Origin of the sequence: Lacrimispora struthionigena (genome assembly GCF_048627165.1) — a bacterium.
In the GTDB taxonomy this organism is placed as follows: domain Bacteria; phylum Bacillota; class Clostridia; order Lachnospirales; family Lachnospiraceae; genus Lacrimispora.
The window spans coordinates 3,290,373-3,315,455 of record NZ_JBMBWP010000002.1 but is presented as its reverse complement, the minus strand read 5'-3'; the positions used below and the strand labels follow the sequence as shown (position 1 = coordinate 3,315,455).

Here is a 25,083-nt window from a genome sequence, read left to right as displayed (position 1 = left end):
GGAAAACAAATTTGTTTTCCCTCCTTTCTTAGTGGTTCATAAATTAGAATCAATCACAGATCATTTCGCCTTCACCACCGATTTTCTTACGCCCCCATTTGTAGACAACACGATAAAATGTGGGAAGCAAAAGAAGTGTTAAAGCTGTGGAAGCAAGTAATCCACCTACATTTACCAAAGCCAGTCCCTGCATCATTTTACCTGATTTACCATATGCAAAAGCGTTGGGAACCATGGATATCACTGTCGTTAAGGTAGTCATAAAGATTGGTCTCATACGGATCGCGCCTGCTTCCACCAGTGCTTTGTCCAGCGGCATCTCTCCTAACATCTGGTTGACTGTCTCCACATAAAGAATTCCATTATTTACAACCGTACCGACTAACATTAAAAATCCAAGCATGGATACCATGTCAATTGGTGCATCAGCTGCAAATAAAAGGCCAAAGGAACCAATCAGACTAAATGGTATGGAAGTCATTACCATTGCGGAATATTTGGGTGACTCAAACTGGATCGCCATAACAATAAATACCAGGAAAACACCGGTAAACAAAGCTCCTCCCAATGCACCAAGTTCTTCATTCATAATCTTATCCAGATCATTTGTCATAGGTTTCACACCAGCAGGCAGTTTATAGTTTTTAACAAATTTTTTTACATCATCTTTAGCCGTTTTTAAATATTCAGACTGAGGCTGCATGGTGATTGCCACTTTATACTGCTTATTTTTACGTTCAATCTGCTGCGGACTGTCTTTATAATAGATATCAGCCAGATCGCTTAATGGAAGCGTTGTTCCGGAAGCCGTTGTAATCATCATTCCCTGCAGTTCTTCTATCGCATCATATTTATCTTTAGCATACTCAGCTTTTACATCAATATCTTCTCCATCAACACGAATGGTTGATGCCTTAACACCACTTAATGCAGTATAGACATTGGAACCTATGACAGCAGGAGTGAGTCCTTCTGCCTGAGCTTTTACCGGGTCAATCCGCACCTTCACAACAGGAGCTGCATTCTCTACACTGGAATGAACCTGCATGACATCTTCTCTTTTTTGCAGTTCTGTAACTAATTGGGCACTTGCTTTTTTCAGAGTTTCATAATTGGTACTTTGAAGATCAACCTCAATTTGATCTCCCGACATCATGGTGCTGGACATGGTGCTGCTTCCTTCTTTTAATGTTACGGAACAGTCTTTAAAATCGGCCAGCTGACCTCTCCACTTATTAATTACCTGATCAGTCGTTTGTTTTCTGTCATCTTTTAAATAGGCATTTAAATTTATTGTACTGGAAGAATCTATACTAAGTCCTCCGGCGCCATAAGTCACAAGATAATGATCCACATTTTCATCATTTGTAACAAACTCTTCCATACCTGCCAATGACTGATTTAATGCACCAATTGACAATCCCGGCCTCATCTTAATTGACATACTGATAATTCCTTCATCCACAGTTGTCATCAAATCGACTCTCAGTTTTGATGCCATTGCAAAAGCAGCTGCCAGAAGCAATATACTGACAGTAAATACCACTTTTGTCTTTTTTAAAAGATAAGGGATATTCTTTCTATACCAATTCTGCAATGACTTGATGAGTCCGTTTACCGGTGACTTTTCTTTCTCTACCGGATGCCATTGTACAAAGCTTAAAGGAACAATGGTTACAGCAGAAAATAAAGATGCGACCATACAAAATACAATAGTATAACCCAGCTGTATAAATAGCTGCCCTGACATACCGTTTAAAAAAACAAGAGGAAAAAATACAACACAGGTAGTTATGGTGCCACCTGTAATGGATCCAATCATAATCCGGCTTCCCTCTATTGCGGCATCATAGTAATTTCTTGTTTCTTTTGCCCGGAAACAGCCATCCAGAACATTGATGGAGTTATCAACCATCATACCGACTCCAAGTACCAGTGAGGTCAGTGAAATAACGTTTAAGGAAAAGCCCATGGCACTCATGCAGATCAGAGACAGTACCACAGAGATTGGTATTGAAGTTCCTACAATAACAGATGCACGTAAGTCTCCATAAAACAGCCACAAGATGATCATGGAGAGAATAATTGCCATTACCATGGTCTGCACTACATTTGAAATGGATTCCTTAATAACATTGCTGGAATCATTGACAACTGTAATATTAATACCGGGATTATCTGCCAGTATACTGGCTACCTGTTGGGATACCTGCTTTGAAACTTCTATTGCAGTGGAGTCCGACTGCTTCTTTATATCCAGTGAAATAATATTTTCTCCGTTGTATCGCCCTATGGAATCCTCATCTTTCAGGGCATCATATACATCAGCAATATCTGATAGATGGATGGTATCTCCATTGGCCAGCGGTATTGCAATATTTTTCAGGCTGTCAGTATTATTGTAATCATTTCCAACACTGACATTCAGTTTTTGCCTTCCCACATCAATATCTCCAGCTGGGATTGTAAAATCTGCTGCGCCAACAATCTGGGCAACTGCCGGCATGCTTAAATGATATTGTTTCATTTTTTCCGGATCAAGCTGAACACTCACATAACTCTTTTGTCCGCCGGAAACAGATACCTCACTGACAGAACTGAGCTTTTCAAATTCCGGAACAATTTTATTATCCACATATGTATACAGGTTCTGACCAACGTTTCCACTAACTGCAAGTGTTACGGCAGCTCCTGATGTCAGATTCAGTTCCAGTATTCTGGGCTCTTCAATATCATCTGGCATATCATTGCGGATTCCATCAATTGCTTTTTTCAGGTTGATATAGGCTGTATCTAAATTTGTTCCATATTTATATTGTACCAGTACAATGGATACGTTATCTTTTGAGTAAGAATTAATTGTGTCCACGCTGTCAAGAGATGATATGGCATCTTCCTGCTTGGTGGTAATTAAGTCATTGATGTCCTCCGGACTGGCTCCCGCATAGACAGTACCAATAACCAGCATGGGAAGATCCATTTCAGGAGTAAGTTCTACTTTTGTCCCTAGCAGAGACTGAACTCCAAAATATGCGATTGTAATCAGACATAGAATGATGGTCACAGGCCTTCTTACTGCAAATTTTGTTAAATTAACCATTTTATTCACCTGCCTTTGTAACTGCAACGGCAGGTGTCTCTGTCTCTGTTTCCTGTGATGTATTACTCTCTTCCAGCAGAACCTCTGCTCCATCTATCAGTTCATTGCTCCAGCTGGTTATTACAACGCTGTCATATGTAATTCCTGACTTTATCTCCATTTTATCTTTGTCATATATCCCAGCAGATATCTCTGTTTTTTTGGCTATGCCATTTTCATAGCAGTAAACAAAGGGGACACTGGCATCGTAGCTTACTGCATCTACTGGAATTGTCATAACACCTGCTGCCCTGCTCATAACTGCAGTAATCTTGACCCTGGTTCCCGTTGTCAGACCTTTTGAATCTGCAAGAACCGCCTTTACATCGTAAAGACCGGTCTGGGAATTAACAACGGAACTGATTTCAGTTACAGTGCCATCATATTGAACTCCGTTTTTTTCCACTGATACAGTATCATTTACTGCCATATTCTGTAACGTTTTTTCCGTAATGCCAAAGGTAATCTGTATCTGGTTTGTACCTGAAATTTTGCAGATTTCTGAACTGACAGTAATATGATCATGTGGTTCAACTGTACGGGATTCCACTACACCGCTTATGGGTGCTGTCACTGTCGTGTACTTTAACTGCAGGTCATACTGGTTTTTTGCTGCTTCGTATGCCAGTCTGGCATTATTCGCCCCGTTCTGAGCCTGTTCCAGAGACTGATGGGATACCGCCCCTGTTGTATAAAGCGCCTCTGTTCTGGCAAGTGTGTTCTGACTGTCAGTTACTGCTATTGCAGCTGAATCCACATTTATTTTCAAAGTAGTCAAAGCATCTGAATCAATTTTACAAAGAGGCTGACCTGCCTCCACCATATCTCCTGCCCGAAAATAAACCTCCAGCACCTCTCCGTTCATTTTGGGCATTACATTGGCTTTTAGCTCAGGCTCTACCGTTCCCGTTAAATCTGTATAAAGGGTGATATCCCCTGTCTGAGGCTTCTCGGCAGATACAAGCGGCCGGGTTTCAAACGGAATCTCTTCTTTTTTCTTTCCAAAAACACCAAATCCTATAATGCCGGCAGCAGCTATAATAACCACAGCAATAACCAGTCTTTTCTTACTCTTCATCTCATTTTCCTTTCTCAAATCCCTTGATGTAAAATTCAAGCCATTATCTGAGTTTTAGATATCCAGTAACCCTTCTGTCGCCCAGTAATACAACTCCATCGCCTGGCGCAGCGACAAGTCTGCATTTGTTTTTTCTCCTTCTGCCTGATAGTAAGACAGCATCTGTCCCAAATATTCAATCTGGCTGATGGAACCATTTTTAAACTGAATCTCAGTGGCATTTTTTACAACAATTGCCTCATCATATGCCGTGCAGGCAGCTTCATAATTTTTTTTATTTTGTAAAATATCCTGATAGAGCTGCTCCATCTGAATGGACAGATTCTGTTCCATCTGCGCTTCACTTCGAAACTTTGATTTTACTCTGGTAGAACTTCTATCTGTTTTTCTGTGACGTTCCTCAATCAGTGTATAATTATTGCGGATAGCATCGGCTGTATCCTCCTGCAAGTTCAGCTCCTCTATTTTACTTAAATCAGAAGTGGGCACAGACTGAATCTGTGGTTTGCCCTCCCCCGTCCAGCCTGCCAGGAGTTTCACTGTTGAACCAAGACTTTCTACCGTATTGTCGAGACCAGTAAGTGCGCTTTCTGCATTGAGCAGGTTTTTTTTAGCGGCTGTCACATCTGCATCTGTTGCCATTCCCAAACCTTGCATGGAAACAGCAGACTGATAAAGCTTTTCATACATTTCGTTCATTGTCCGCAGTGTTTTTTGCTGGGCTGATGCCATATTGTAGCCAATCATTGCCTGCTGGGCTCCGCTGGTCAGCTGTTTTGCCCCTTTTCTGACTGGTTCGTAGGAGGAGGCGTCGGATTTAGTGTTGTAATTATAAGCTCTGCTGATCTTGTCTCCAGCACTTTTCATTGCCTTTTCATAAGCCCGCAAAGTAGCATACAGGATCTGCCCATCCATGGTGGATAAACCGCCTGCATCTTTTAAATCATCCGCGTCTTCCTTATAATCCCCTGCATCTTCATAAGCCGCCATATACTGGTCCTTTACATCATCCATGGCGGACCAGTACATTTCATTTGCAGAAATCATATTGGGATTAAATAACTGAATCCGGTCTCCCAGTTCTTCATACTCTAAAACATTATCCTGGAGTAATTCCCACTGCCTTTGGTCATATCCTTCTGGAACGGCATTTTTTGCTTTTCCCGGTTCTGCCATTTGTGCTGCATACACCGGAAACACCAGGGCATTTCCTGTTATGGACACAATAACTGCTGTAAGAAGCACAACCTGCCACAATTTTTTCGTATTCCTATGCATGGTTATCCCCTCCTTACTCTACCGATGCCAGCCCATTTACCGACCAGTCATACTGTTCCATTGTCCAAAACCAGTCCATATCTGCAATTTTAAGTGCATTCTGCTTTGTCAGATAATCTGTCTGCTGCTGTAAATATTCCAGTTGGCCTGTGGTACCCAGTTGCATTTTCTGAGAAGCAATCTCCATTTTTCTTGCTGATTCCTCTAATGCACTTTCGGCCTCATGATAAGCAACCTCAGCCTGTAAAACCTCCCGGTATCTCTTATCCAGATCTGCACCTATTTTATCTTTGTTATCCCTGATTTTAATCCGATAAGAATCTTTTACCACTTCTGATACAGCATTCTCCAGCTTTCTCTGATTTATTTTAAGTTCATAATTATTATCAACGGCTTTGGAGTAATCCAAATCGGGGTGAAACCCGGATATTCTGGCAGCGTCAGAAGCAGGCACCGGTCTCATATCCGGTGACGCCTGATAGCCCCAGCCTAACATGACACAAAGTGATTTCTTCAGCTTATTAATAGAAGCTTCTGTCTGAATAATGGCCGTCTCTGTCTTCTGCAGATTGTTTTTTGCATTCAATACCTCTACATTGGTAGAAGACCCGATGCCTCTTTGTACTTCCGTCACCCGAAGTACTTCGGTAAGCAGCTTTTGATTCTGTTTTAATACTTCCAGATTAAGAATGGACTTATAGTAGGAAATCATATTGGACTGAGCTATAATCGTGAGATTTTTTTCAGTCTGAATGTTGGAATAGCGCATTACCTCTAAATCAAATACATTATCATCTGCTTTTTTCTCCAATGACCGTGCCTGTGCTTCTGCCATGGCATCTGCAAGATCATTATCTCCAGTTATGGTTGAGCGCAGATCTGCTGCATCATCCCGGTAAGACCGCGCCACATCATCTGCAGTGGGATCATCTCTCTGCTTGGAATATTCCACCTGGTTATTTAAAACTGTGGCATTGTATTCATGAATTAAGTCCTCAATTTCTTCGTATTCCATAGTATTATCCTGTAGCTTTTCCCACTCTGCATCGGATCTTGAAAATACCGGGCTTGCGTATACCTCATTTGCTGGAAACAACAAGACTGCCGATAAAAGAATGGATACAAATTGTTTGCTTTTTCTATTAACCATTGTAATTACTCCTATCCTGTCTTTCTCTGTGTTTTTAGACGCACTCCTTCTTCCACAATCTTAAACTGAAATTCGATCCCATGTAGTATTTCATCTATATCTGCCGATTCCATAAAATACATAGCCATGGATTTCGCCACAAGGAATAGCAAAAGTTCCAGCAGATCCGAAAGCTCATCCACATCGGAAACCGGACAGATGTTACGATCCAGCTTATCAAAGCAATCGCGGATTAGTTCCTTCTCTTCCCTGCTTTTATTAAAAAATTCTTTGAAGCCTATGATGCTTGTTTCAGTCATCAACTTTGCATCCATAAAAATGTTTTTATAAAATATAAAATCCTGTTGTTCCCGCCCGTAGTGAATTAATACCAGGATTGAATTCCAGAACACCTGATAAATATTACCTTCACATAATTCCATATTTTTATTGAACCATAGCTTACAGGATTCCTGAAAATCATGAAGCAAATAAGACAGCAAATCATCCTTATCTTCAAAATATGTATAAAAACTACCTCTGGAGATATCAGCCGCTTTAATAATCTGGTTGATAGAAACATCGGAAAAGGAGAATCTGGAAAACTCCCGAATTGCCGCCTGTTTTATTTTTTCACGTTTTATATCAGGCAAATGTAAAAAACGCTGTGTTGGCATAAATTCCTCCAATTTCTTAAATATAAAAAGTTTATAAATTTTATAAAATAAATGACAACTTGTCATCTTATGGATAAAACATATGGCGGAAAAAATCCGCCATATGTTTTATCTTGTCTTTGTCAGAGCATTATTAGCTTTCTACGTAAAGAGAAGTAATATCATTTCCCTTCTGATCGTAGCAGCGGTCATCACCATCTTTTGCTTTGTGCTTATTCTTCTGAACAGTACCAGAAGTATTTACAAGCTTATAGGTAATTCCAGCCTTTCTGGCTGCTTCATAGTTAACGTTGTAGTACTCGTCATACTTGTCTTTAACTGCCAGCTTTTCATCATCTTTTACAAGCCAGCTCTTGCCATCGGCACTTGCCTTGCCTTCTGTATCAAGATCATCCATAAATTCATCTGTATCAAGAATGTTATATGTTGTCTTTGTTACTCCGCCGTCTTTAGTCTCTTTAATTTTAACTACAGAATATTTGTCATCCTTATCTGCTTTTAACAGCATACCAGCCAGATAATACTTGTCATCATCAACGCCTGTTTTACCGGCCCCTTTAAATGTACCGGATTTATTAAAGAAGAAACTGAATGACTCTCCGTCGATTTCAACATTCTGTTTATTTGTCTTCATGGAACCATCGCTGCCGCTGCCGAAATAATATAAGTAGTAGCCTTCATCCAGCCAGTGATTTGCATTGTCTTTGAAGCGGTCTTCTGTATCAAATGGGTAATTGTCATCATCGTCATCAACAATTTCAACGATATCTTTATTTGGGTTGTTATCTTCAAACTTATAGAACTTCATGCCGCTCTTCATTCTTCCTTTGGAGTCAAAGGCGTACTTCTTACCATTAATGGTCTTGATTTCACCGGCAACCAGCTGTCCGTCATTGTCTGAATAATACCAGAAATCTTCATCATCATTGTATTTCTCTAAGTGCAGATTCTCATCAGGAACAACCTTGAACCAGCCCTTGGTGATTCTTGCGCCATCTTCAGGAGAACCGAAATATCTCCATTCTCTGGTATAATCATTTGCGCCCTGTCCGGTAGAAGCTGTGGCAGCGGTTGCTTTTGCGGTTGTTGCAGTTGCATCCCAAAGAATCCACTCTGCATTCATACGGCCCCACTCATCAAAGCTGTACTTCTTGCCATTGATGGTTTTTCCGTCTTTACTTGTCTGTTTCTTACCATTGCTCTTGAACCAGAACCAACGCTCCTGCTCTTCATCATCAAAGGTATTGTGGCTGGAAACTCTTGCGTTTCCATCTTTTGCAGCATCATCGTAATCATCGTCTTTGATTTCGATACTTGACCAGCCTATGGTCTTTGCACCATCATCTTCTTTGCCGCAGTAGTAAATTCCTTCTTTCCATGCGTCATCGCCGGTTTCTCTTTCCCCGTCGTCGTTGATCCAGCCGTAAAGCATCTTGCCTTCGTCATCAAAAACGTACTCTTTGCCGTTAATATTTTTAAAAGCTGCGGTATCGCTGCTGGTTGAGCTCTTATAAGCTTTACCATTGGAACCGAAATAGTACCAGTGATTTACAGGTTCTTCATCATCCTCACCGCCGTCGTAATCCTCGTTCTCCATGGATACCCACTGATTGGTTACCATAGCGCCGTTGTCATCTACATAATAGTAGTCGTCATTGTATTCCACGATAACATCAGTCGACATCTCACCGCTGTCGTTTAAGTAGAACCAGTTGTCACCGGATTTAGCCCATTTCTCTGTTTCCTTGTCTCCGCTTCTGTTGTAATACACCCATGTACCATTTTCTTCCTGCCAGCCAGTCGCTGCGAAAGAAGACATGGAAGCACCTAATGCCAGCAGTGCTGCTGTAGATAAAACAGCAACTAATTTTGTCTGCTTTCTCATAATAAATGCACTCTCCTTTTTTTCTTTTTGAAATATTTTAGGTGAAATTCCTAATTGCATCACAAAGCCATTATACTTCTAATATTGGAAATTATCGAAAGCAAAACCCATTTTATCCACTATTTATGCTTTATTTTTACTATTTTTTCGAATTTTTCTTGATTTTTTAATGAACAGTTTATATACTTGTGTTAAACTGTTCTTGTTTGATTCTAAAAGGGAGATGGAACGATATGACGAAAGGAAACGAAATAAACGAAATTGCAACCGGGGACAAAAGCGTCGTCGAGCAAAGCCTTGATGATTTCCAGGAATATTTAAAAATCAACAATATGTCTGCAAATACCATTCACGTATATCTGTTTGCAGTCAGACAGTTTCTTGGCCTCTACCATGTAGTCAGCCATGACAATCTCATGCTCTATAAGTGCTATTTAATGGAACATTACAAGCCACAGACTGTAAATTTACGAATTCGTGCCCTGAATTGTTATATGGAATCGTTAAAGCTTACTTCTTCGAAAATGCTGATGATACGAATTCAGCAGAAAACTTTTTTGGAGAATATCATCAGTCAGGCGGACTATGAGTATCTGAAAAACTGTCTCATCCGGGATGGAAACATGCTGTATTATTTTGTGGTGTGGTTTATGGCTGCAACCGGAGTGCGGGTCAGTGAGCTTGTAATGGTAAAAGTGGAACACGTGAAACGGGGATACATGGATATTTACTCCAAAGATAACAAAATCAGGCGAATTTACGTTCCAAAAAACCTGCGCACAGAAGCTCTTAACTGGCTGAATCGGATCAGCCGTGTCAGTGGATACGTTTTCTTAAATCGTTACGGCGAACCAATTACTCCTGCCGGAATACGGGGACAGCTGAAAAAATTTACAGCTTTATACGGGCTGGATCCAAAAGTGGTCTATCCTCACTCCTTCCGCCATCGTTTTGCCAAGAATTTCATTGAAAAATGCGGAGATATTTCCATGCTTTCGGATATTCTGGGTCATGAGAGTATTGAAACCACCAGAATTTATCTGCATAGAAGCAGTACGGAACAAAAACAGATTGTAAATCAGATTGTGAATTGGTAGAAGATTATGGTGAATGATGAATTATTAAATGAATTTAGAAAATATCTGAAGAAACGGAATTTGTCAGTCAACTCAATGACTGCATATGCAGGCAGTGTGCGCCTTTTTTTCACTTTGTATGATGAGGTTACCCCTGAGAATCTGCAGCAGTATAAGAGCTATTTAATTCCCCGTTACCGTCCGGCCACTGTGAACCAGCGTATTTATGCCATTAATCATTTTTCCCGTTTTTTAACAGAGACCAATGAAGTGGATTCCATTGTATTATCCTCCTACCGCCTTCCTTCTGTTAAAGTACAGCAGAAAACCTTTTTGGATACCATTATATCCAATGAGGATTATGAGATCTTTAAGGAAAAACTGAAAGAAGAAAAAAATTATTTCTGGTATTTTATTGTGCGATTCCTTGCTGCTACGGGGGCGCGGGTCAGCGAACTGATTCAGATAAAAGAGGAACATTTAAAGCTTGGTTATTTAGATCTCTATTCCAAGGGAGGAAAGATACGGCGAATTTACTTTCCCGATTCCCTCTGCGAAGAGGCACTGGCCTGGTGTCAGGAGCGTGGAGTAGAAAGCGGCTTCCTGTTTTTAAATAAAGGAGGACATTTAATTACTCCCCGTGGCATTAATTATCAGCTAAAACATCTGGCCTGCCGTTATGGAATAAATCCGGATACCGTTTACCCGCATTCGTTCCGACATCGTTTTGCAAAGAATTTTTTAGCCCGCAACAATGACATATCACTGCTTGCAGATTTAATGGGGCACGAAAGCATTGAAACAACCAGAATCTATCTCACCCGCTCCAGCCAGGAGCAACAGCAGCTGCTTGACGAAATTATCACATGGTGAGCGTATTTTTTTATTATTTTATGTTTCTTTTTTCTGATTTCTGAGATATAATTTCAAAAAGGAGGATAATACGTGATGCTAATCTCTTTTCGATTTAAGAACTTCCGTTCCTTTTTGGACGAGACATTTGTTAATATGAAGGCGGTCACCTACAAAGAACTTCCGGACCACCTCATATCATTTGACAACCAGAAGCTGATAAAGACACTGGCTTTTTATGGACCAAATTCAAGCGGGAAAACCAATATTTTTCTTGCCTTTGCCAGTTTTCACTCTCTGATTTTCTGGCAGCTGTTTCCTTCCCAGGCATCTTATAAAAACCGGTTTATTAATCTTTTGCAGCTGAACTCCATGGACAAAATTGTTCCCTTTGAACGGGGCGAGCCAGAGACTCCTCCAACTGAAATGGAAATATCTTTTATAAGCGGCAACAGGATCTATGAGTATGGGATCTCTATCTGTTCCCAAAACATCCTGACGGAACACCTAACCGTTGATCATCACCTGGTATTTTCACGTACAGCAACGGAGCTTTCCTACGGTCGTTTCTATGAAAAATGCATGCGTTCCAAATCCGGAATCCGCCCTCATGACAACCGGCTGTTTTGTTCTATTTTGTCATCTATGGATATTCCCGAAATAAACGCAATTATGAAGCCTTTTGAGAACTTTTTCTCCAGTAAAATTCACTATTACTTTGATGATCTTGAGATGTTTCAAATTCTTGGTAATACCTTAATGGACGGAAAGCTATTTAAAATCCTGGAAAATCCGGATGCAATCAATTTCAGCCTGAGTCAGCTTCGCAAGCTGGGGATACCTGTAGAAGATATTATAATTGAAAACGGGATCCCAAAACTGGGATATCTCACTAAATCCCGGTCAAGTGGTCAGTCGTTTATTAAATATATGGATATAACAGAGATTTCCTCCGGCACTCTAAAGAACCTGTTTATGTTTTTAAGAATCTTTGAGCTGTGCAAAAACGGTGGCATCTTGATGGTTGACAGCATTTCCGGTGAATTTCATCCCACTGTTACCAAATTTATTGTTGATTCATTTCAGCAAGACATGAACAAGAATATACAGCTTATTTTCTCAACTCATGACATCTCCATTTTAAATAACCAGCAGTTTCGGCGTGATGAGGTGGCTTTTGTAGATATGAATGAATACGGAGAGTCCAGACTCTATACCCTTGCTGATATTAAAGTCCGGTCTGATGCCAGCTTCTCCAAAGATTATCTTCTGGGAAAATACGGGGCAATTCCCCTGGTTAAGGATACAATCTTCTGACCATAAAAAAAAGACATAGTATATGTCTTTTTTTAATTCAGAAGATGAATACTGGCAGTATCTTTGGAACAGACTTCCAGTACAATGTTACATTCTGAAACATGCTGGTAATTAATATCCAGAGAATAATCCACCTGAACCTTTAAACGGTCCTCTTCCTCCGCAATCCTGATATCGTTGGTTCTGATCCCGATCATCAGCTCTCCAAATGGTGTTGCATAGCAGGAAATGTTTTTCTTTTCCTTTTCAAAGGTCATATGAACACTGGTGCTTCCTCTTTTTATAATATCCATTCCTGCCGGATGAATCTTAATGGTGTTTCTGGTCACGCCTTCTAACCCTTCCTGAACTTCATCATAAAGAATATAATGGTTGCCGTTTTTTAAAAAATAATCACCTCTTGTGATCATTTCCACAGCCTGATTATCATCTTCCACGATTTGTGCACCACTGATACTGATCAGAACATCTCTCGTCATCGTTTATAACTCCTCTAGTACTCTTCTATATTTATTTGTCTCGTCTCTTTCACCTGACCTGGAAGAATGGAGGCAGCAAAGCTTGTGAACTTTTCCGCCAGATCACTGACATAGAAATGATATTTATCAATGCTGCTGCCGTCTTGATCACAGATCAGCCCATTTTCCTCCAGAACCTGCTTTAATTCCAGAGCTGTCTCATAAGCTGGATTAACTAAAGTAACTTCCGGACCCATCAGCCTGCCTACAGTGGAGCGCAAAAGTGGGTAATGGGTGCAGCCTAATATCAGTGTATCAATGTATTTGCCTTTTAATTCGCTTAGATATCGGGATGCTATTTCATCTGTAACGGAATCGTGAAGCAGTCCTTCCTCAACCAGGGGCACCAGGAGGGGACAGGGCTTTCCAGTCACTTCAATGTCTTCCCGCATTTCTTTTATTACCCGTGTGTATACACCGCTTCTTATGGTTCCTTCGGTTCCGATAATTCCAATCTTACCATTCTTGGTGGATTCAATTGCAGTTCTTGCACCTGCGTGAATGACTCCGATGATGGGGATATCCAGATCATTCTCTACTGTCTCCAGGGCACAGGCAGTGGCCGTATTACAGGCAATTACAATTGCTTTTACATCCTGGGTCATAAGAAAACGAATGATCTGTCTGGTAAAGCGGATAACAGTGTTGCAGGATTTATTTCCATAAGGCACCCGTGCCGTATCACCAAAATATACAATTCTTTCATCCGGCATCTGCCTCATGATTTCTCTTGCAACCGTAAGTCCGCCTACACCGGAATCAAATACTCCAATGGGAGAATTTCTATCTGCCATAATATCTGCTCCTTAATCGTCAAACCGGCTCAAAGCGTCTTCCATAAGACAATTAACGAGCTGATCCTTGTTTATTCCAGCTGCTTCCCAAAGCATAGGATACATACTGATTGCCGTAAATCCCGGCATGGTATTAATCTCATTAAATACAACCGTTCCATCACTTTTAACAAAGAAATCCACTCTTGCCAGCCCCCGGCCATCCACTGCCTGGAATACCGCTTTTGCTGCTTCTCTTACACGTTCCGCAGCACCATCAGGCAATTGGGGATCGATTACTGTTTTTGAATCCGCATTGTTATACTTTGCATCGAAGTCATAAAATTCAGCCGCTGCAAGAATCTCTCCTACACCAGAGGCCTTAACCGGCTGATTGCCGCCGCCTAAAACAGCACATTCAATCTCTCTGCCTACAATCATCTCTTCTACCAGAATCTTACGGTCGTGTCTGGCAGCCTCAAGTAATGCTGTCTCAAGTTCCTTTTTGTCTTCTGCACGGCTCACACCCTTGGAAGACCCGGCATTGGAGGGCTTTACAAATACGGGATAATCAAACCGTTCTTCTACTCTGGCGATTACCTGCTCCATATTCTTTAACTGATGGCGCATGACTGGAACATAGGCCGCCTGACGCACACCAAGGTCGTCAACAATAATCTTTGTATATAATTTATCCATGGAAACGGCAGAAGAAAGTACACCGCATCCCACGTATGGAATTCTGGAAAGTTCCAGCAGACCCTGGACGGTTCCATCTTCGCCCAGCAGACCATGGAGCACAGGAAATACCACATCTGCCTTAACAAATTCTGTCTTGGTTCCATTAAGTAATATAACAGCCCCCATGCCGGCATCAGGAGAAAGAACTGCACGAACACTTCCCTCTCTCCAGGTCCCGTCTTTGATTTCCTTTACAGACTCCGTTTTAATCCAGTGTCCTTCCTCAGTGATTCCGATCAAAAGCAGATCATATTTATCTTTATTTATATGGTCTATCACATTGACAACTGACATACAGGAAACAACGTGCTCCGATGACTGTCCGCCAAATAATACAACCGCAGTTTTCTTACTCATTCCAATCTCCTTAATAAATTCTTGATTTACAGCGTTTATATTATAGCACATATGGTTACAATTACAAATAGATTCCAGAAAAAAGGAGGTACCCTATGAAACAGAAACGTGATTTATTCTTATGTATTACCTGTCTGCTCATTGCTTTTTTACTGACACTGGCAAATGACAGATCAAGCGACGAGGCCCTTGCCGCCAGGATTGCCCCTGATATCCTGCGGTTTCATGTTCTTGCAAACAGTAACAGCACTGGGGACCAGAATTTAAAATTAAAAGTACGCACCATGCTTCTCAATTCAATATATGAAGACCTTGGTGAAAATGCATCCCTGGAAGATACAAAAACCTATATCCGCTCCCACGAATCCATTTTGGAGAAAAAAGCAGAAAACTACATGAAGAACCTGGGATATGATTATCCCGCACATATGGAACTGACCAATTGCTACTTTCCAACCAAAACCTACGGAGATATGGTATTCCCCTGCGGAACTTACGAAGCAGTAAGGGTAAAAATCGGCGAAGGAAAAGGACGCAACTGGTGGTGCGTCCTCTATCCTCCGCTATGCTTTACCGATTCTTCCTATGCAGTCGTTCCGGATACCTCAAAAGAGATCCTGCGCCACTCCATGGATGAATCTGATTATTTGAAATTAAGAAAAGAACCGGTTAAAATCCATGTAAAGCTTAAAGTTTTGGATCTGCTGCCTGTGAATAAAAAAACCACTATTTCGCAGAATCCACAATGATTCCCTTTACAGCCCACTGGTACGTAGTGAATGCCTGATACAGCTCTGCGTATGCACTTTGCTTTGCTCCCTCTGCCTGCAAAAATGCCATTTGAGACTGAAGATATGTAATTTTACTTAACATACCCATCTGGAAAGAACGCTCTGCTTTCCCTTTATCAAGCACTGCCTTCTCGTAGGAGGTATTGGCTGCTTCATACGCGGTCTTTGCCTGCTTCAGATTCTGATAAAAAGATTGCATGGTGACTGCAACATTTTGTTCGGCTTCCGATACTCTTGCCTTTTTATTTTCCATTCCCGTAGAAGTCTTATTGGAATTGGTACGACGCATATCGATAAGATCATAATTATTGCCTATGGCTTTTGCTGTATCGCCTTCAAGGTCCAGGTTGGAAATCGCAGACAGGTCCAGTTCCGGGAGATCTCCTACATTTGGCAGGGAATCTAAGGAATACCCTGTCATCAGGGCCAGTGAGCGCCGCAGACCATCAACCGTCTGATCCAGACTTAATACAGAAGCCTGAGTGGTAAGTACTTCCTTTTTTGCAGACAGCACATCATTTTGTGTTGCCGTGCCAACCTGCTGACCTAACTGCTGAGCTTCATAAGCAGAATTACATACTTCCGATGCTTTTTGAAGCAGTGCCCGGTTTGCAACAGCGTTGTTATATCCGATCATAAGCTGATCGGCATAATACTCATATTGCCTTGATGCCTGTGTAATACCGGAGTTGATCTGGGAATTGGATTGGTTAAGGGTTTTAAGAGTCCATTGTAACTTATCAGTCTGGGTCTTTATACTTTTTACTGTTCCCTCTAAAACCTTATATACAGGAATTCCGTCTTCATTAGTCATACCGGTTGGCTTAAGTTCCTTCGCCTGATCCTCAAGTTCCTTTATTTTATTTTTCATTTCGATTCCTACAAGCTCATTATAAACGTACTTAAGATTATCTATATTCGAATTTGCAGAATCCACTATATTCTGCAAATCCGGATTAAAATACCGGACCAGGTCGGAAAGTTCACCAAATTCTATGTTGCTGTCATTTAATTTACTCCACTGTTCCGCTGTTATTCCCTCAGGAATTGGTTTTTCTGACTGCCCCGGTCCAACAGCTCCATATGCGGGAAATACCGAGGAAGCCGTTAACAGAGCCGCCAGACAGAATGGCAAAACTTTTTTATTTCTCATATCATCAGCCTCCTGCCGAAGCTAGCCCGTTAACAGCATTGTCATAGGTCTGAACTGCCTGAAATAATGTAAGCTGGGCTTTTTTCATAGCATTATCTTTTGTGTTAAATGTATTCTTTTGCTTCATGTAATCAAGTCTGCTTAAAGTTCCGATCTGCTGCTTACGCTCCGCTGTCTCCATATTCTTACTTTCCAGTTCAAATTCTCCCTTTGCCTGTTCATAAGAGGCTTTGGCTTGCTGAACAGCCTGATAGTTCTTTACAATTTCAGATTTGATATTCTGCTCATTGCTGGAAACCGTACGCTTTAATGTTTCTTTCGTCAGTTCAGCCACTGCATTGGCCAGCTTTCTTTTATTGATATTAAAAGTATAATTTTTTTCCAGCGCAGCATCTTTATCTGTTTCCGGATTCATCGCAGCAATATGTTCAAAATCAACAGCTGGTATATCCCTGATTTCAGGTGTATCGCTATACTTCCAGCCCAACATAACAAGAAGTTTCTGTCTTGTCTCTTCAATTGACCCGGTAAGTTTCTCAATGGACGCCTGAGTACTCTGAACACCTTCCTTGGCTGCAAGCACATCAGATAAGGTTGCCATTCCTGCACTTTGCTTTACAAGAATCGCCTGATACTGAGCTTCCATATATTCCAGGCTGTCTTTTGCTGACTCCAACTCTAATTTCTGTTGAAAATATGATATCATAGAGGACTGAGCAGACGCTACCAGGCCAGCTTCCTGCTGATCATAGGTAAGTTGGTGCACAGTTATATCTTCAGTAACCTTATCTGCGGCCTCTTCAGCCTGCGCTGCAGCTACCTGAGCCTGCGCATCTGACACCGGGTCATCACCAGAGACATTGCTTCTGGCATCAAATGCTGCATCACGGTAGTACTGAGCATATTGATCCCGGGTAACTTTATCATCTTTTTTCTTGTCGCTGATATCAAGCTGGTTCTTTTGAACTGTTACGTTATACTCACGAATCAGCCCTGCCAGTTCATCGTATTCCATCACATTATCTCTAAGCTTTGCCCACTCCTCAGCAGTCCTTGAAAACTCCGGACTTCCAGCCCAGACAGTCGATGCCGGTCCGGAGAAGGTCATCACTGCTGCAAGAGTAAATGCGCCAATCTGTTTCCACTTTCTCATCCTAAATCCTCCTTAACTGGGATTTTTATACTTCATTCTTATATTATCATATCACATGCTGTCAAAAAGAGCCAAGCCACATTCTTCCATATCAGTCAAATAATATTTTTTATTGCTGCCGGTATTAATCCGGCAGCTGGGTTTTATCTATTTTTCCACTCATCAGAGAATAGTAGATTGGCAGCATAAGCATTGATAATATGGTGGAGGCAGTAAGACCACCCACATTAACCAGTGCAAGCCCCTGCATCGTCTCAGTGTTGGAGCCAATCCCCAACGCCAGAGGAATCATGGATACAATGGTAGTCAGTGTAGTCATGAGGATGGGTCGAAGTCTGGTAGCACCGGCTTCAATCAATGCGGTTCGTTTATCCATGGAGGCACGATACTGGTTAACTGTATCAATATAAAGAATTCCCGAGTTAACAACTGTACCGATTAACATCAGAAAGCCCAGCATGGAAGGCATGCTGATTGCAACACCTGCTGCCAGCAAACAGCCAAAAGATCCAATTAAGCTGAATGGAATGGTGGTCATAACCATAAGGGAAAATTTGAAGGATTCAAACTGAGCCGCCATTACTACAAACACCAGGAATGTAGCAATTAAAATGGCTTTCATAAGATTTCCCAACTCTTCCTGCATGGAGGCATCTTCACTGTTTTTTGCCCTTGTTACACTATCATTTAAGTATTTACCCGTAACTTTACTGTCAAGTTCCTTTATTGCTGCCGCTTTCTCTTTCTTATTCTTTACGGCATCTGTGAATGAACCTGTTATAGTAACCAGATACTGCTTATTCTTTCTATTAATGGCTGTAGGGCTGTCTTCATAACCAATTTTAGCGATATCAGTCAGTGCCACAGATCCACCAAGGTTATTAGGTACCAGAACACCTTCCACCTTTTCCAGAGTATTATAGGTGTCATCCGGATATTGTACTTTAACATCCACGTTCTGACCATTTACATCCATAGTCATCGCTTTTACACCGCTTAACATTCCGTTCAGCATTCCTCCAACTGCCGCAGGACTGACGCCCTCTGCCGCTGCCTGGATGGGATCTACACGAACTTTGATTACCGGTGCTGCATTTTCCAGATCGGAATGTACTTTAATCATCTCCGGACGGGCGCTTAATTCATTTACCATCTGGTCGGAGACCTGTTTTAACTGATCTAATTGAGCACTTTGAAGAATAACTTCATAATCGTGCTTATTGCCACTGCTCATATCACTCGTACTGGAGGTTGAATTCACAGTCACATTGCAATCAGGAACCTGGTTCATCAATTTTTTCCATTTATTAACCACCTGGTCCGTTGTGAGCTTTCTATCTTTTTTCAGATATGCTGTTACAGTTCCGTTGGTCCCTCCGGAAAAGCTCAGAGACTCCCCACCATAACTAACCATATAAGATTTCAAATCTTCTTCACTGGTGACAATTCCCTCCAGTTTTTTTAATATCTTATCGGCTTCTTCAACTTTAATTCCTGGTTTCATCTGAGCTGTGATGGTAATAGTTCCCTGATCCACGGAAGGCATCAGTTCAAATCCCAGTTTTGATGCAAAGCCAAAAGATGCCAATAACAACAGCACTGATATTACCATAACCAGAGCACGCTTATTTAAAAGCTTATCAACAATCTTTCTGTAAATACTCTGAAGACCCCTTACAATTCCTCCCATGGGAGAATGCTGCCGTTCCACTGGACGGAACCTGGAGTAACATAATGGTACAATGGTAATGGCAGAGAAAAAGGAAGCCATCATACAGAATACAATTGTAAATCCGAGAGGCTTAAATAACTGCCCAGTCAGACCTGCTAAAAACGCCAGAGGTATAAACACGACGCACGTTGTCAGAGTACCGCCAAGAACGGACTGCATTACAATGCCGGTTCCCTCTAATGCCGCACTCATATATTCCCTGAAACCAGTACCCTTCTGCGATCGGAAACAACTTTCCAGTACTACGATGGAGTTATCCACCATCATTCCGACACCTAATACTATACTACTCATGGTAATAACGTTTAAAGAAAATCCCATGGCTGCCATCATAATAAGAGAGACCAGAATGGAAACCGGGATAGAGGTTCCTACGATCAGGGAAGCTTTAATATCTCCAAAGAAGAGGAAAATGATAATCATGGAAATAATAACTGCTGCGATCATGGTATCTTTTACACTGCTAAGAGCTGTGATAATCTGGTCACTGGTATCATCCACAATTACTACCTGCAGATTCGGATAATCCTTTTCCAGAGAATCAATGGTTTTCTTAACTGCTCTTGAAACATCAACTGCACTGTTTTTCTGCTGCTTACTAAGGGATAAGGTGATCGTGTCATCTCCGTTATACCGGCCTATGGCAGTCTGCTTCTGATTGGTTTCTGAAATATCGGCAATATCTTCCATGTAGATGGTCTTTCCTTCACTGGCTACAATGGGGACCTTTTTTAAGGCTTCCACCGTCTTTACCTCTACACCGGTACTTACCGATAAATCCCGTTTTCCCACTTCTGTTTTGCCAGCGGGATATGTAAAATCAGCTGCTTTAATCGCCTGGCTGATGGAGTCCATAGTAAGATGATACTGCTTCATCTTTTCAGGTATCAGATTCACTCTTACATAACCTTCCTGGCCGCCGCTGATATTGACACTGGCGACGGAGGTAATTTTCTCAAATTCAGGGACAATCTTATCGTTTACATAATTGTAAAGATTGTTTTGGGATGGATCTTTGATGGAAAGCGTCATGGATGGCATATCATTAATGTTAAATTCCATAATGGAGGGCTTTTCTACATCCTTTGGAAGATCCAGACCGTCCATTTTCTTTTTTAAATCATTGTATGCCTTATTCATATCGGTACCGTAATTATATTCCATGTACACGATAGAAATATTCTGCTGAGAGCTGGACTGAATATTTTTAACACCGGAAAGAGTACCTACAGACTCTTCGATTGGTTTAGTAACCAGATCGTTAATATCCTCCGGGCTTGCTCCTGCATAGGTGGTTGTTACTAAAAGCATGGGGAAATTCATCTCCGGTGTCAATTCCAGTTTGGAAGAAATAACGGAGGATAATCCAAATACAAGAAGGCATAAAACTGCTAATATGGCAGTTATGGGCCGCTTTAATACAAATTTTGTCATTCCCATTTTACCGCCCCCTTATTGTGCAGAAGCAGAAGTCTCTACCTCGGGTCCATTATCTTGTGTCGTCTCGGTTTCTGTAGCAGTTTCCGCAGCGGTCTCCGCCAGAGTTACTTTTGAGCCGTCGTATAATTCGCTGGTCCATGTGGTGACTACCTGATCATCTGCGCCAATTCCAGACTGAACCTCTGCAAACTCATTATTTGTAAGCCCGATGGTAACTGCATTCTTTTTCAATGTTCCATTGGAATATGTATAGATAAATGGATTTCCTGACTCATAATAAACACTGTCAACAGGAACCGTAAGTACATTTTCTGCTTTCTGTGCCGTTACATAAAGCTTTACAGAGGTTCCTGTAGCAAGTGAATCTCCGGAAGGAATAGAAGCTTTCACTTTAAATAATCCGCTTCCACTGTCGACCATGGTACTTACTTCCGTTATGGTCGCTTCATGATCTGTACCGTTTTTCTCTACCCGAATAACATCACCGGCCTTCAATCCGCTTATAATACGCTCAGAAACATAAAAGGTAAGAGACTTTCCGCCATCACCTGATATTACACAGATTGTTGTCTGAGGAGAAATCATATCATGAAGGCTGATATTAAAGCTTTCTACTTTACCGGAAATGGGGGCAGTCACCTGGCTGCTCTCCAACTGGTTATTATAAGTAATCTTTGCATTTTCGTATTGAAGCCTGGCCATATCCACCTTGTCTACAGTGGACTGATAATCGGCTTCTGCAACATCACCTGCTGCATGAAGAACCGTATAACGGTCCAGATTTTTCTTTGCATCCTCATAAGTGATTCTGGAAGTTTCCATCTGAATCCGTGTGCTTTCAACCAGCTTTGTATCAATCACACAAAGCAGCTGCCCTGCTGTCACGGTATCTCCGGTTTTCACAGCTACATTGGTTACTTCTCCTGAGCCAAGTGGTGTAACATGAACGATGCTGTCCGGTTCAATGGTACCAATCAGTTCATTATTAATTTCTATTGTCCGGATCTCCGGCTTCTGGGCGGTTACCACCGGCGGCGCTTCAGCTATCAGCTCTTCCTTGCCCCCATTAAGAATCTTAGGAAGCATAAGCCCTGCGAGAACAGCCACAACTACAACAGTCCCTGCAATTATAAATACTTTTTTCTTTGTCATATCAAGCTCCTTATTATCTTCTCAGTCATAATATGATTCTAATTATTATTTTCGAATTCCATACTGTAAAATGTCTAATTTTTCCTGAAAAATTTTCTTAATTTTTTCTTCATCTTCCGGATGATGGTAATACCAGCCCATACAGCGGGCGAGTTCAAAAAGGATCATGGAAACTAATCTGCCAAAAGTATCAATATCTGTATACCTGAAATCTGACATATCAATACAACGATACATTACCTCACGCAATTCAGTCTGTTTATCCTTTTTCTCATGACACAAATTATGAACTACTCCAAAAAGTTTTTCACTATCCAGAATATTTTCAACCAGCCTTAAGACCTTTTCTTGGGTATTATTAATGGAATATTGCAAAAAAGACTCCGCTGTCTTCCATAAATCACCATTACTTTTCTGTGCACATCTGACCCATGACTCCTGGAAATTATCTCCAGCGTCTTCAAAAATATATCCCAGCACATCCCGCTTATCAACAAAATAAGTGTAAAAACTTCCTCTTGAAATTCCTGCGCTCTGTATTATCTTATTAATTGAAGCCTTTTCAAAGGGCACTCTGATAAACTCCTCGGTTGCAGCATCCCGTATTATTTTCTTTTTCTCCGCCGGAAGATTATAAAAACGCTCCGTAGGCATCCTTACACCTCATTTCTATTATTTATTCCGCATGACTTTGTATAAAATTAAAAGGTGACAACATGTCATTTATTATAATGACACCCTGTCACCTTGTCAATAAAGGTTATATTTATTTAATAATTTTCCAGATTAGTTTATTTATTCCTGTCCAGATAGTCTTTTAAGGCTTCATCACTTTCCTCAATCCATAGGTCCTCTTCCTCTTCATTGAGCCCCAGGAAAGTGGCAAGCGTGTCTGATGTTGTGCTGCTATTCCATTCGTCAATATAATCATCGATTGTCTCAAAATCAATTTCACCAGCCAGATATTTTTCTTTAAATGTCATATCAATCCTCTTTCTATTCCTGTCCCTTAATGTTTTTGGATACTGTAATTTCCTGATTGTCGATATGTTCCCGCATAGCTACCTTAGCTTCATCCACTCTGCGCTGCCTTACTGCCTTTAATATGTTGTCATGCTCTAAAAGAAGTACCTGACGTTTATCTTCATCTTTGATATATTCCAGGCGATACCGGTACATCTGTTCTCTTAAATTATTGATCATCTGTATCAGTCTGTCGTTACAGGTACCTTTGTAAATCACATCATGATAAGCCTCATCTGTCTCAGCAATATCCATAGGTCTTCCATTCAGCACTGCATTCCGAAACTGATCCTGCTTCATCTCCAGTTCTGCAACTGCCTCCGGTGTCATACGCTGACAGGCCAGTTCAATCGCCAGCTCTTCCAATGAACGACGTACTTCCAACACATCTCTTAAGCTTTTCTCAGAAATTTTAGCCACTTCGGCACCTTTTCTCGGAATCATGAGAACCAGGCCTTCCAGTTCCAGCTTACGGATTGCTTCCCTGATGGGGGTACGGCTGACCCCGAGACGCTCTGCCAGCTGAATCTCCATCAGACGTTCCCCTGGTGCCAGCTCTCCTTTTAGTATAGCCTGCCTTAAGGTATTAAATACCACATCACGAAGCGGCAGATATTCATTCATATTGACTTTTAGATCATTACCCATTGGGTACCTCCTTGGTATTATAAAAATTCGTTAAATAAACTTGTTTCGCCATATTCCTGCATTCTCCATACCGCAGTTCTTCATATGCTCTGCCTGCGGCGATCGGATTGGTAAAAATACCAAAAACCGTAGGACCGCTTCCGCTCATCAGTGCATTAACGGCACCCAGCTCCTTCAGTTTTTCTTTTATGTCTGCTATCACGGGATATTCCGTGATAGTTACAGTCTCTAATACATTGCCAAGACGCTCTGACACCTTATAAATGTCATGACTTTTAATCGCCTCTATCATTCCGTCAATATCTGGGTGATCTTCCTTTTTCAGTTCAGCCAGATTTAGATGGTCATAAACGAACTTGGTGGAAACGCTTACAGAAGGTTTTGCAATCAGCACCTGACACTGGGGCATATCTGTCAGAGGGGTGAGGATCTCTCCAATTCCTTCCGATAATGCAGTTCCTCTCATAATACAATAAGGAACATCTGCTCCAATCTTTACCCCCCGGTTCATCAGCTCTTCCCTTGTAAGACCAAGCTGAAACATCTTATTTACCCCAAACAACACTGCGGCAGCATCACTGCTTCCTCCCGCCATACCTGCGGAAACCGGGATAAATTTTTTTAAGTGAATCCGGATCCCATGAGGAACATGAAATTCATCCATAAGAAGCTTTGCCGCTTTGTAAACAAGATTATTCTCATTCACCGGCAGATAGTATAAATTTGTAACGACTTCAATCCCAGGTGTTTCTTTTAAATATATATCAATCTTATCATATAGACCCACAGTCTGCATGATCATCCGAACTTCATGGTAACCATCATCCCGCTTTCTTAACACGTCTAAACCCAGATTGATCTTTCCATAGGCCTTTAATCCCAGATGCCTTATCATAAGCAAACATCCCTCACTTTTCGGTTTTCGGATTGTATTTTTCTATTTTTTTGTATACAGTATTTATTATATACCCAAGTACATAAAAGCACAAGTGTTTTATATTCTTTTGTCCATCCTTTCTTTCATTAAAGTTTTGTTAACTTTTCATAAATATTCATAGTCATGTTGTTAAAATTTTATATTTGACATTCTTCAGGATCCATGTATAATGTTGTTATAACGAACGAGGGCGTTCCATAAGTGGAACTGCTCTTTTTTGTATTATTAACTTAA

The 25,083-nt window shown here is 41.1% G+C and carries 21 protein-coding genes; 4 read left to right on the top strand and 17 right to left on the bottom strand.

Annotation, left to right across the window (positions count from 1 at the left end):
* Positions 1–49 precede the first annotated feature (49 nt).
* The 6 genes from ACOAOT_RS24635 to ACOAOT_RS24610 all read right to left on the bottom strand — a co-directional run bounded on the left by ACOAOT_RS24635 (position 50) and on the right by ACOAOT_RS24610 (position 9,186).
* On the bottom strand, positions 50–3,100 hold the full coding sequence (locus ACOAOT_RS24635) for an efflux RND transporter permease subunit (RefSeq protein ID WP_420219355.1): 3,051 nt from the start codon (positions 3,098–3,100) through the stop codon (positions 50–52).
* A gap of 1 nt (position 3,101) precedes the next feature.
* A complete protein-coding gene (locus ACOAOT_RS24630; protein WP_420219354.1) occupies positions 3,102–4,217 on the bottom strand; it encodes an efflux RND transporter periplasmic adaptor subunit in 1,116 nt (371 codons plus the stop codon).
* A gap of 54 nt (positions 4,218–4,271) precedes the next feature.
* Entirely contained in the window at positions 4,272–5,495 is a 1,224-nt protein-coding gene (locus ACOAOT_RS24625; protein ID WP_420219353.1) for a TolC family protein, read from the bottom strand.
* A 13-nt stretch (positions 5,496–5,508) separates the two neighbouring features.
* Positions 5,509–6,645 carry a TolC family protein gene (locus ACOAOT_RS24620; protein WP_420219352.1) on the bottom strand — a complete coding sequence of 379 codons (1,137 nt, stop codon included), beginning with the start codon at positions 6,643–6,645 and terminating at the stop codon, positions 5,509–5,511.
* An 11-nt stretch (positions 6,646–6,656) separates the two neighbouring features.
* Positions 6,657–7,301, bottom strand: a complete 645-nt coding sequence (locus ACOAOT_RS24615; protein WP_420219351.1) for a TetR/AcrR family transcriptional regulator — start codon at positions 7,299–7,301, stop codon at positions 6,657–6,659.
* A gap of 133 nt (positions 7,302–7,434) precedes the next feature.
* Positions 7,435–9,186, bottom strand: a complete 1,752-nt coding sequence (locus tag ACOAOT_RS24610) for a cell wall-binding protein (RefSeq protein WP_420219350.1) — start codon at positions 9,184–9,186, stop codon at positions 7,435–7,437.
* A 233-nt stretch (positions 9,187–9,419) separates the two neighbouring features.
* Here ACOAOT_RS24610 and ACOAOT_RS24605 point away from each other — a divergent pair, with 233 nt between their 5' ends.
* From ACOAOT_RS24605 to ACOAOT_RS24595, 3 genes are all read left to right on the top strand, one after another.
* Positions 9,420–10,283: a tyrosine-type recombinase/integrase gene (locus tag ACOAOT_RS24605; protein ID WP_420219349.1), complete on the top strand. Its 864-nt coding sequence runs from the start codon at positions 9,420–9,422 to the stop codon at positions 10,281–10,283.
* Between the two features lie 6 nt (positions 10,284–10,289).
* Positions 10,290–11,135, top strand: a complete 846-nt coding sequence (locus tag ACOAOT_RS24600) for a tyrosine-type recombinase/integrase (RefSeq protein ID WP_420219348.1) — start codon at positions 10,290–10,292, stop codon at positions 11,133–11,135.
* 75 nt (positions 11,136–11,210) lie between these two features.
* Entirely contained in the window at positions 11,211–12,431 is a 1,221-nt protein-coding gene (locus ACOAOT_RS24595) for an AAA family ATPase (protein WP_420219480.1), read from the top strand.
* A 32-nt stretch (positions 12,432–12,463) separates the two neighbouring features.
* Here ACOAOT_RS24595 and ACOAOT_RS24590 read toward each other — a convergent pair whose 3' ends face one another.
* Genes ACOAOT_RS24590 through ACOAOT_RS24580 form a run of 3 tightly spaced genes read right to left on the bottom strand, consistent with a single transcriptional unit; the run spans position 12,464 to position 14,820 of the window.
* Positions 12,464–12,910: a YwiB family protein gene (locus ACOAOT_RS24590; protein ID WP_420219347.1), complete on the bottom strand. Its 447-nt coding sequence runs from the start codon at positions 12,908–12,910 to the stop codon at positions 12,464–12,466.
* A 14-nt stretch (positions 12,911–12,924) separates the two neighbouring features.
* Positions 12,925–13,743, bottom strand: a complete 819-nt coding sequence (murI, locus tag ACOAOT_RS24585) for a glutamate racemase (RefSeq protein WP_420219346.1) — start codon at positions 13,741–13,743, stop codon at positions 12,925–12,927.
* A 12-nt stretch (positions 13,744–13,755) separates the two neighbouring features.
* Positions 13,756–14,820 carry a D-alanine--D-alanine ligase family protein gene (locus ACOAOT_RS24580; RefSeq protein ID WP_420219345.1) on the bottom strand — a complete coding sequence of 355 codons (1,065 nt, stop codon included), beginning with the start codon at positions 14,818–14,820 and terminating at the stop codon, positions 13,756–13,758.
* A 95-nt stretch (positions 14,821–14,915) separates the two neighbouring features.
* Here ACOAOT_RS24580 and spoIIR point away from each other — a divergent pair, with 95 nt between their 5' ends.
* Positions 14,916–15,569 carry a stage II sporulation protein R gene (gene spoIIR / locus ACOAOT_RS24575; RefSeq protein ID WP_420219344.1) on the top strand — a complete coding sequence of 218 codons (654 nt, stop codon included), beginning with the start codon at positions 14,916–14,918 and terminating at the stop codon, positions 15,567–15,569.
* On the opposite strand, the gene ACOAOT_RS24570 is transcribed toward spoIIR, so the two are convergent.
* The 8 genes from ACOAOT_RS24570 to ispE form a co-directional block, all read right to left on the bottom strand.
* A complete protein-coding gene (locus tag ACOAOT_RS24570) occupies positions 15,547–16,764 on the bottom strand; it encodes a TolC family protein (RefSeq protein ID WP_420219343.1) in 1,218 nt (405 codons plus the stop codon). The genes spoIIR and ACOAOT_RS24570 overlap by 23 nt on opposite strands.
* A 4-nt stretch (positions 16,765–16,768) precedes the next feature.
* Positions 16,769–17,917: a TolC family protein gene (locus tag ACOAOT_RS24565; protein WP_420219342.1), complete on the bottom strand. Its 1,149-nt coding sequence runs from the start codon at positions 17,915–17,917 to the stop codon at positions 16,769–16,771.
* Positions 17,918–18,041: 124 nt separating this feature from the next.
* Positions 18,042–21,089, bottom strand: coding sequence for an efflux RND transporter permease subunit (locus tag ACOAOT_RS24560; RefSeq protein WP_420219341.1), 3,048 nt, complete (start codon positions 21,087–21,089; stop codon positions 18,042–18,044).
* A gap of 12 nt (positions 21,090–21,101) precedes the next feature.
* Positions 21,102–22,241, bottom strand: a complete 1,140-nt coding sequence (locus tag ACOAOT_RS24555; protein WP_420219340.1) for an efflux RND transporter periplasmic adaptor subunit — start codon at positions 22,239–22,241, stop codon at positions 21,102–21,104.
* A gap of 45 nt (positions 22,242–22,286) precedes the next feature.
* The gene (locus tag ACOAOT_RS24550; protein WP_420219339.1) at positions 22,287–22,895 is read right to left on the bottom strand and encodes a TetR/AcrR family transcriptional regulator; all 609 of its coding nucleotides are present in this window, start codon (positions 22,893–22,895) and stop codon (positions 22,287–22,289) included.
* 137 nt (positions 22,896–23,032) lie between these two features.
* Complete coding sequence (locus tag ACOAOT_RS24545; RefSeq protein WP_420219338.1) at positions 23,033–23,224, bottom strand: hypothetical protein; 192 nt, start codon at positions 23,222–23,224, stop codon at positions 23,033–23,035.
* Positions 23,225–23,237: 13 nt separating this feature from the next.
* Positions 23,238–23,912 carry a GntR family transcriptional regulator gene (locus ACOAOT_RS24540; RefSeq protein WP_420219337.1) on the bottom strand — a complete coding sequence of 225 codons (675 nt, stop codon included), beginning with the start codon at positions 23,910–23,912 and terminating at the stop codon, positions 23,238–23,240.
* Positions 23,905–24,807 carry a 4-(cytidine 5'-diphospho)-2-C-methyl-D-erythritol kinase gene (ispE, locus tag ACOAOT_RS24535; protein ID WP_420219336.1) on the bottom strand — a complete coding sequence of 301 codons (903 nt, stop codon included), beginning with the start codon at positions 24,805–24,807 and terminating at the stop codon, positions 23,905–23,907. The genes ACOAOT_RS24540 and ispE overlap by 8 nt, the downstream gene beginning before the upstream one ends.
* Positions 24,808–25,083: the final 276 nt, after the last annotated feature.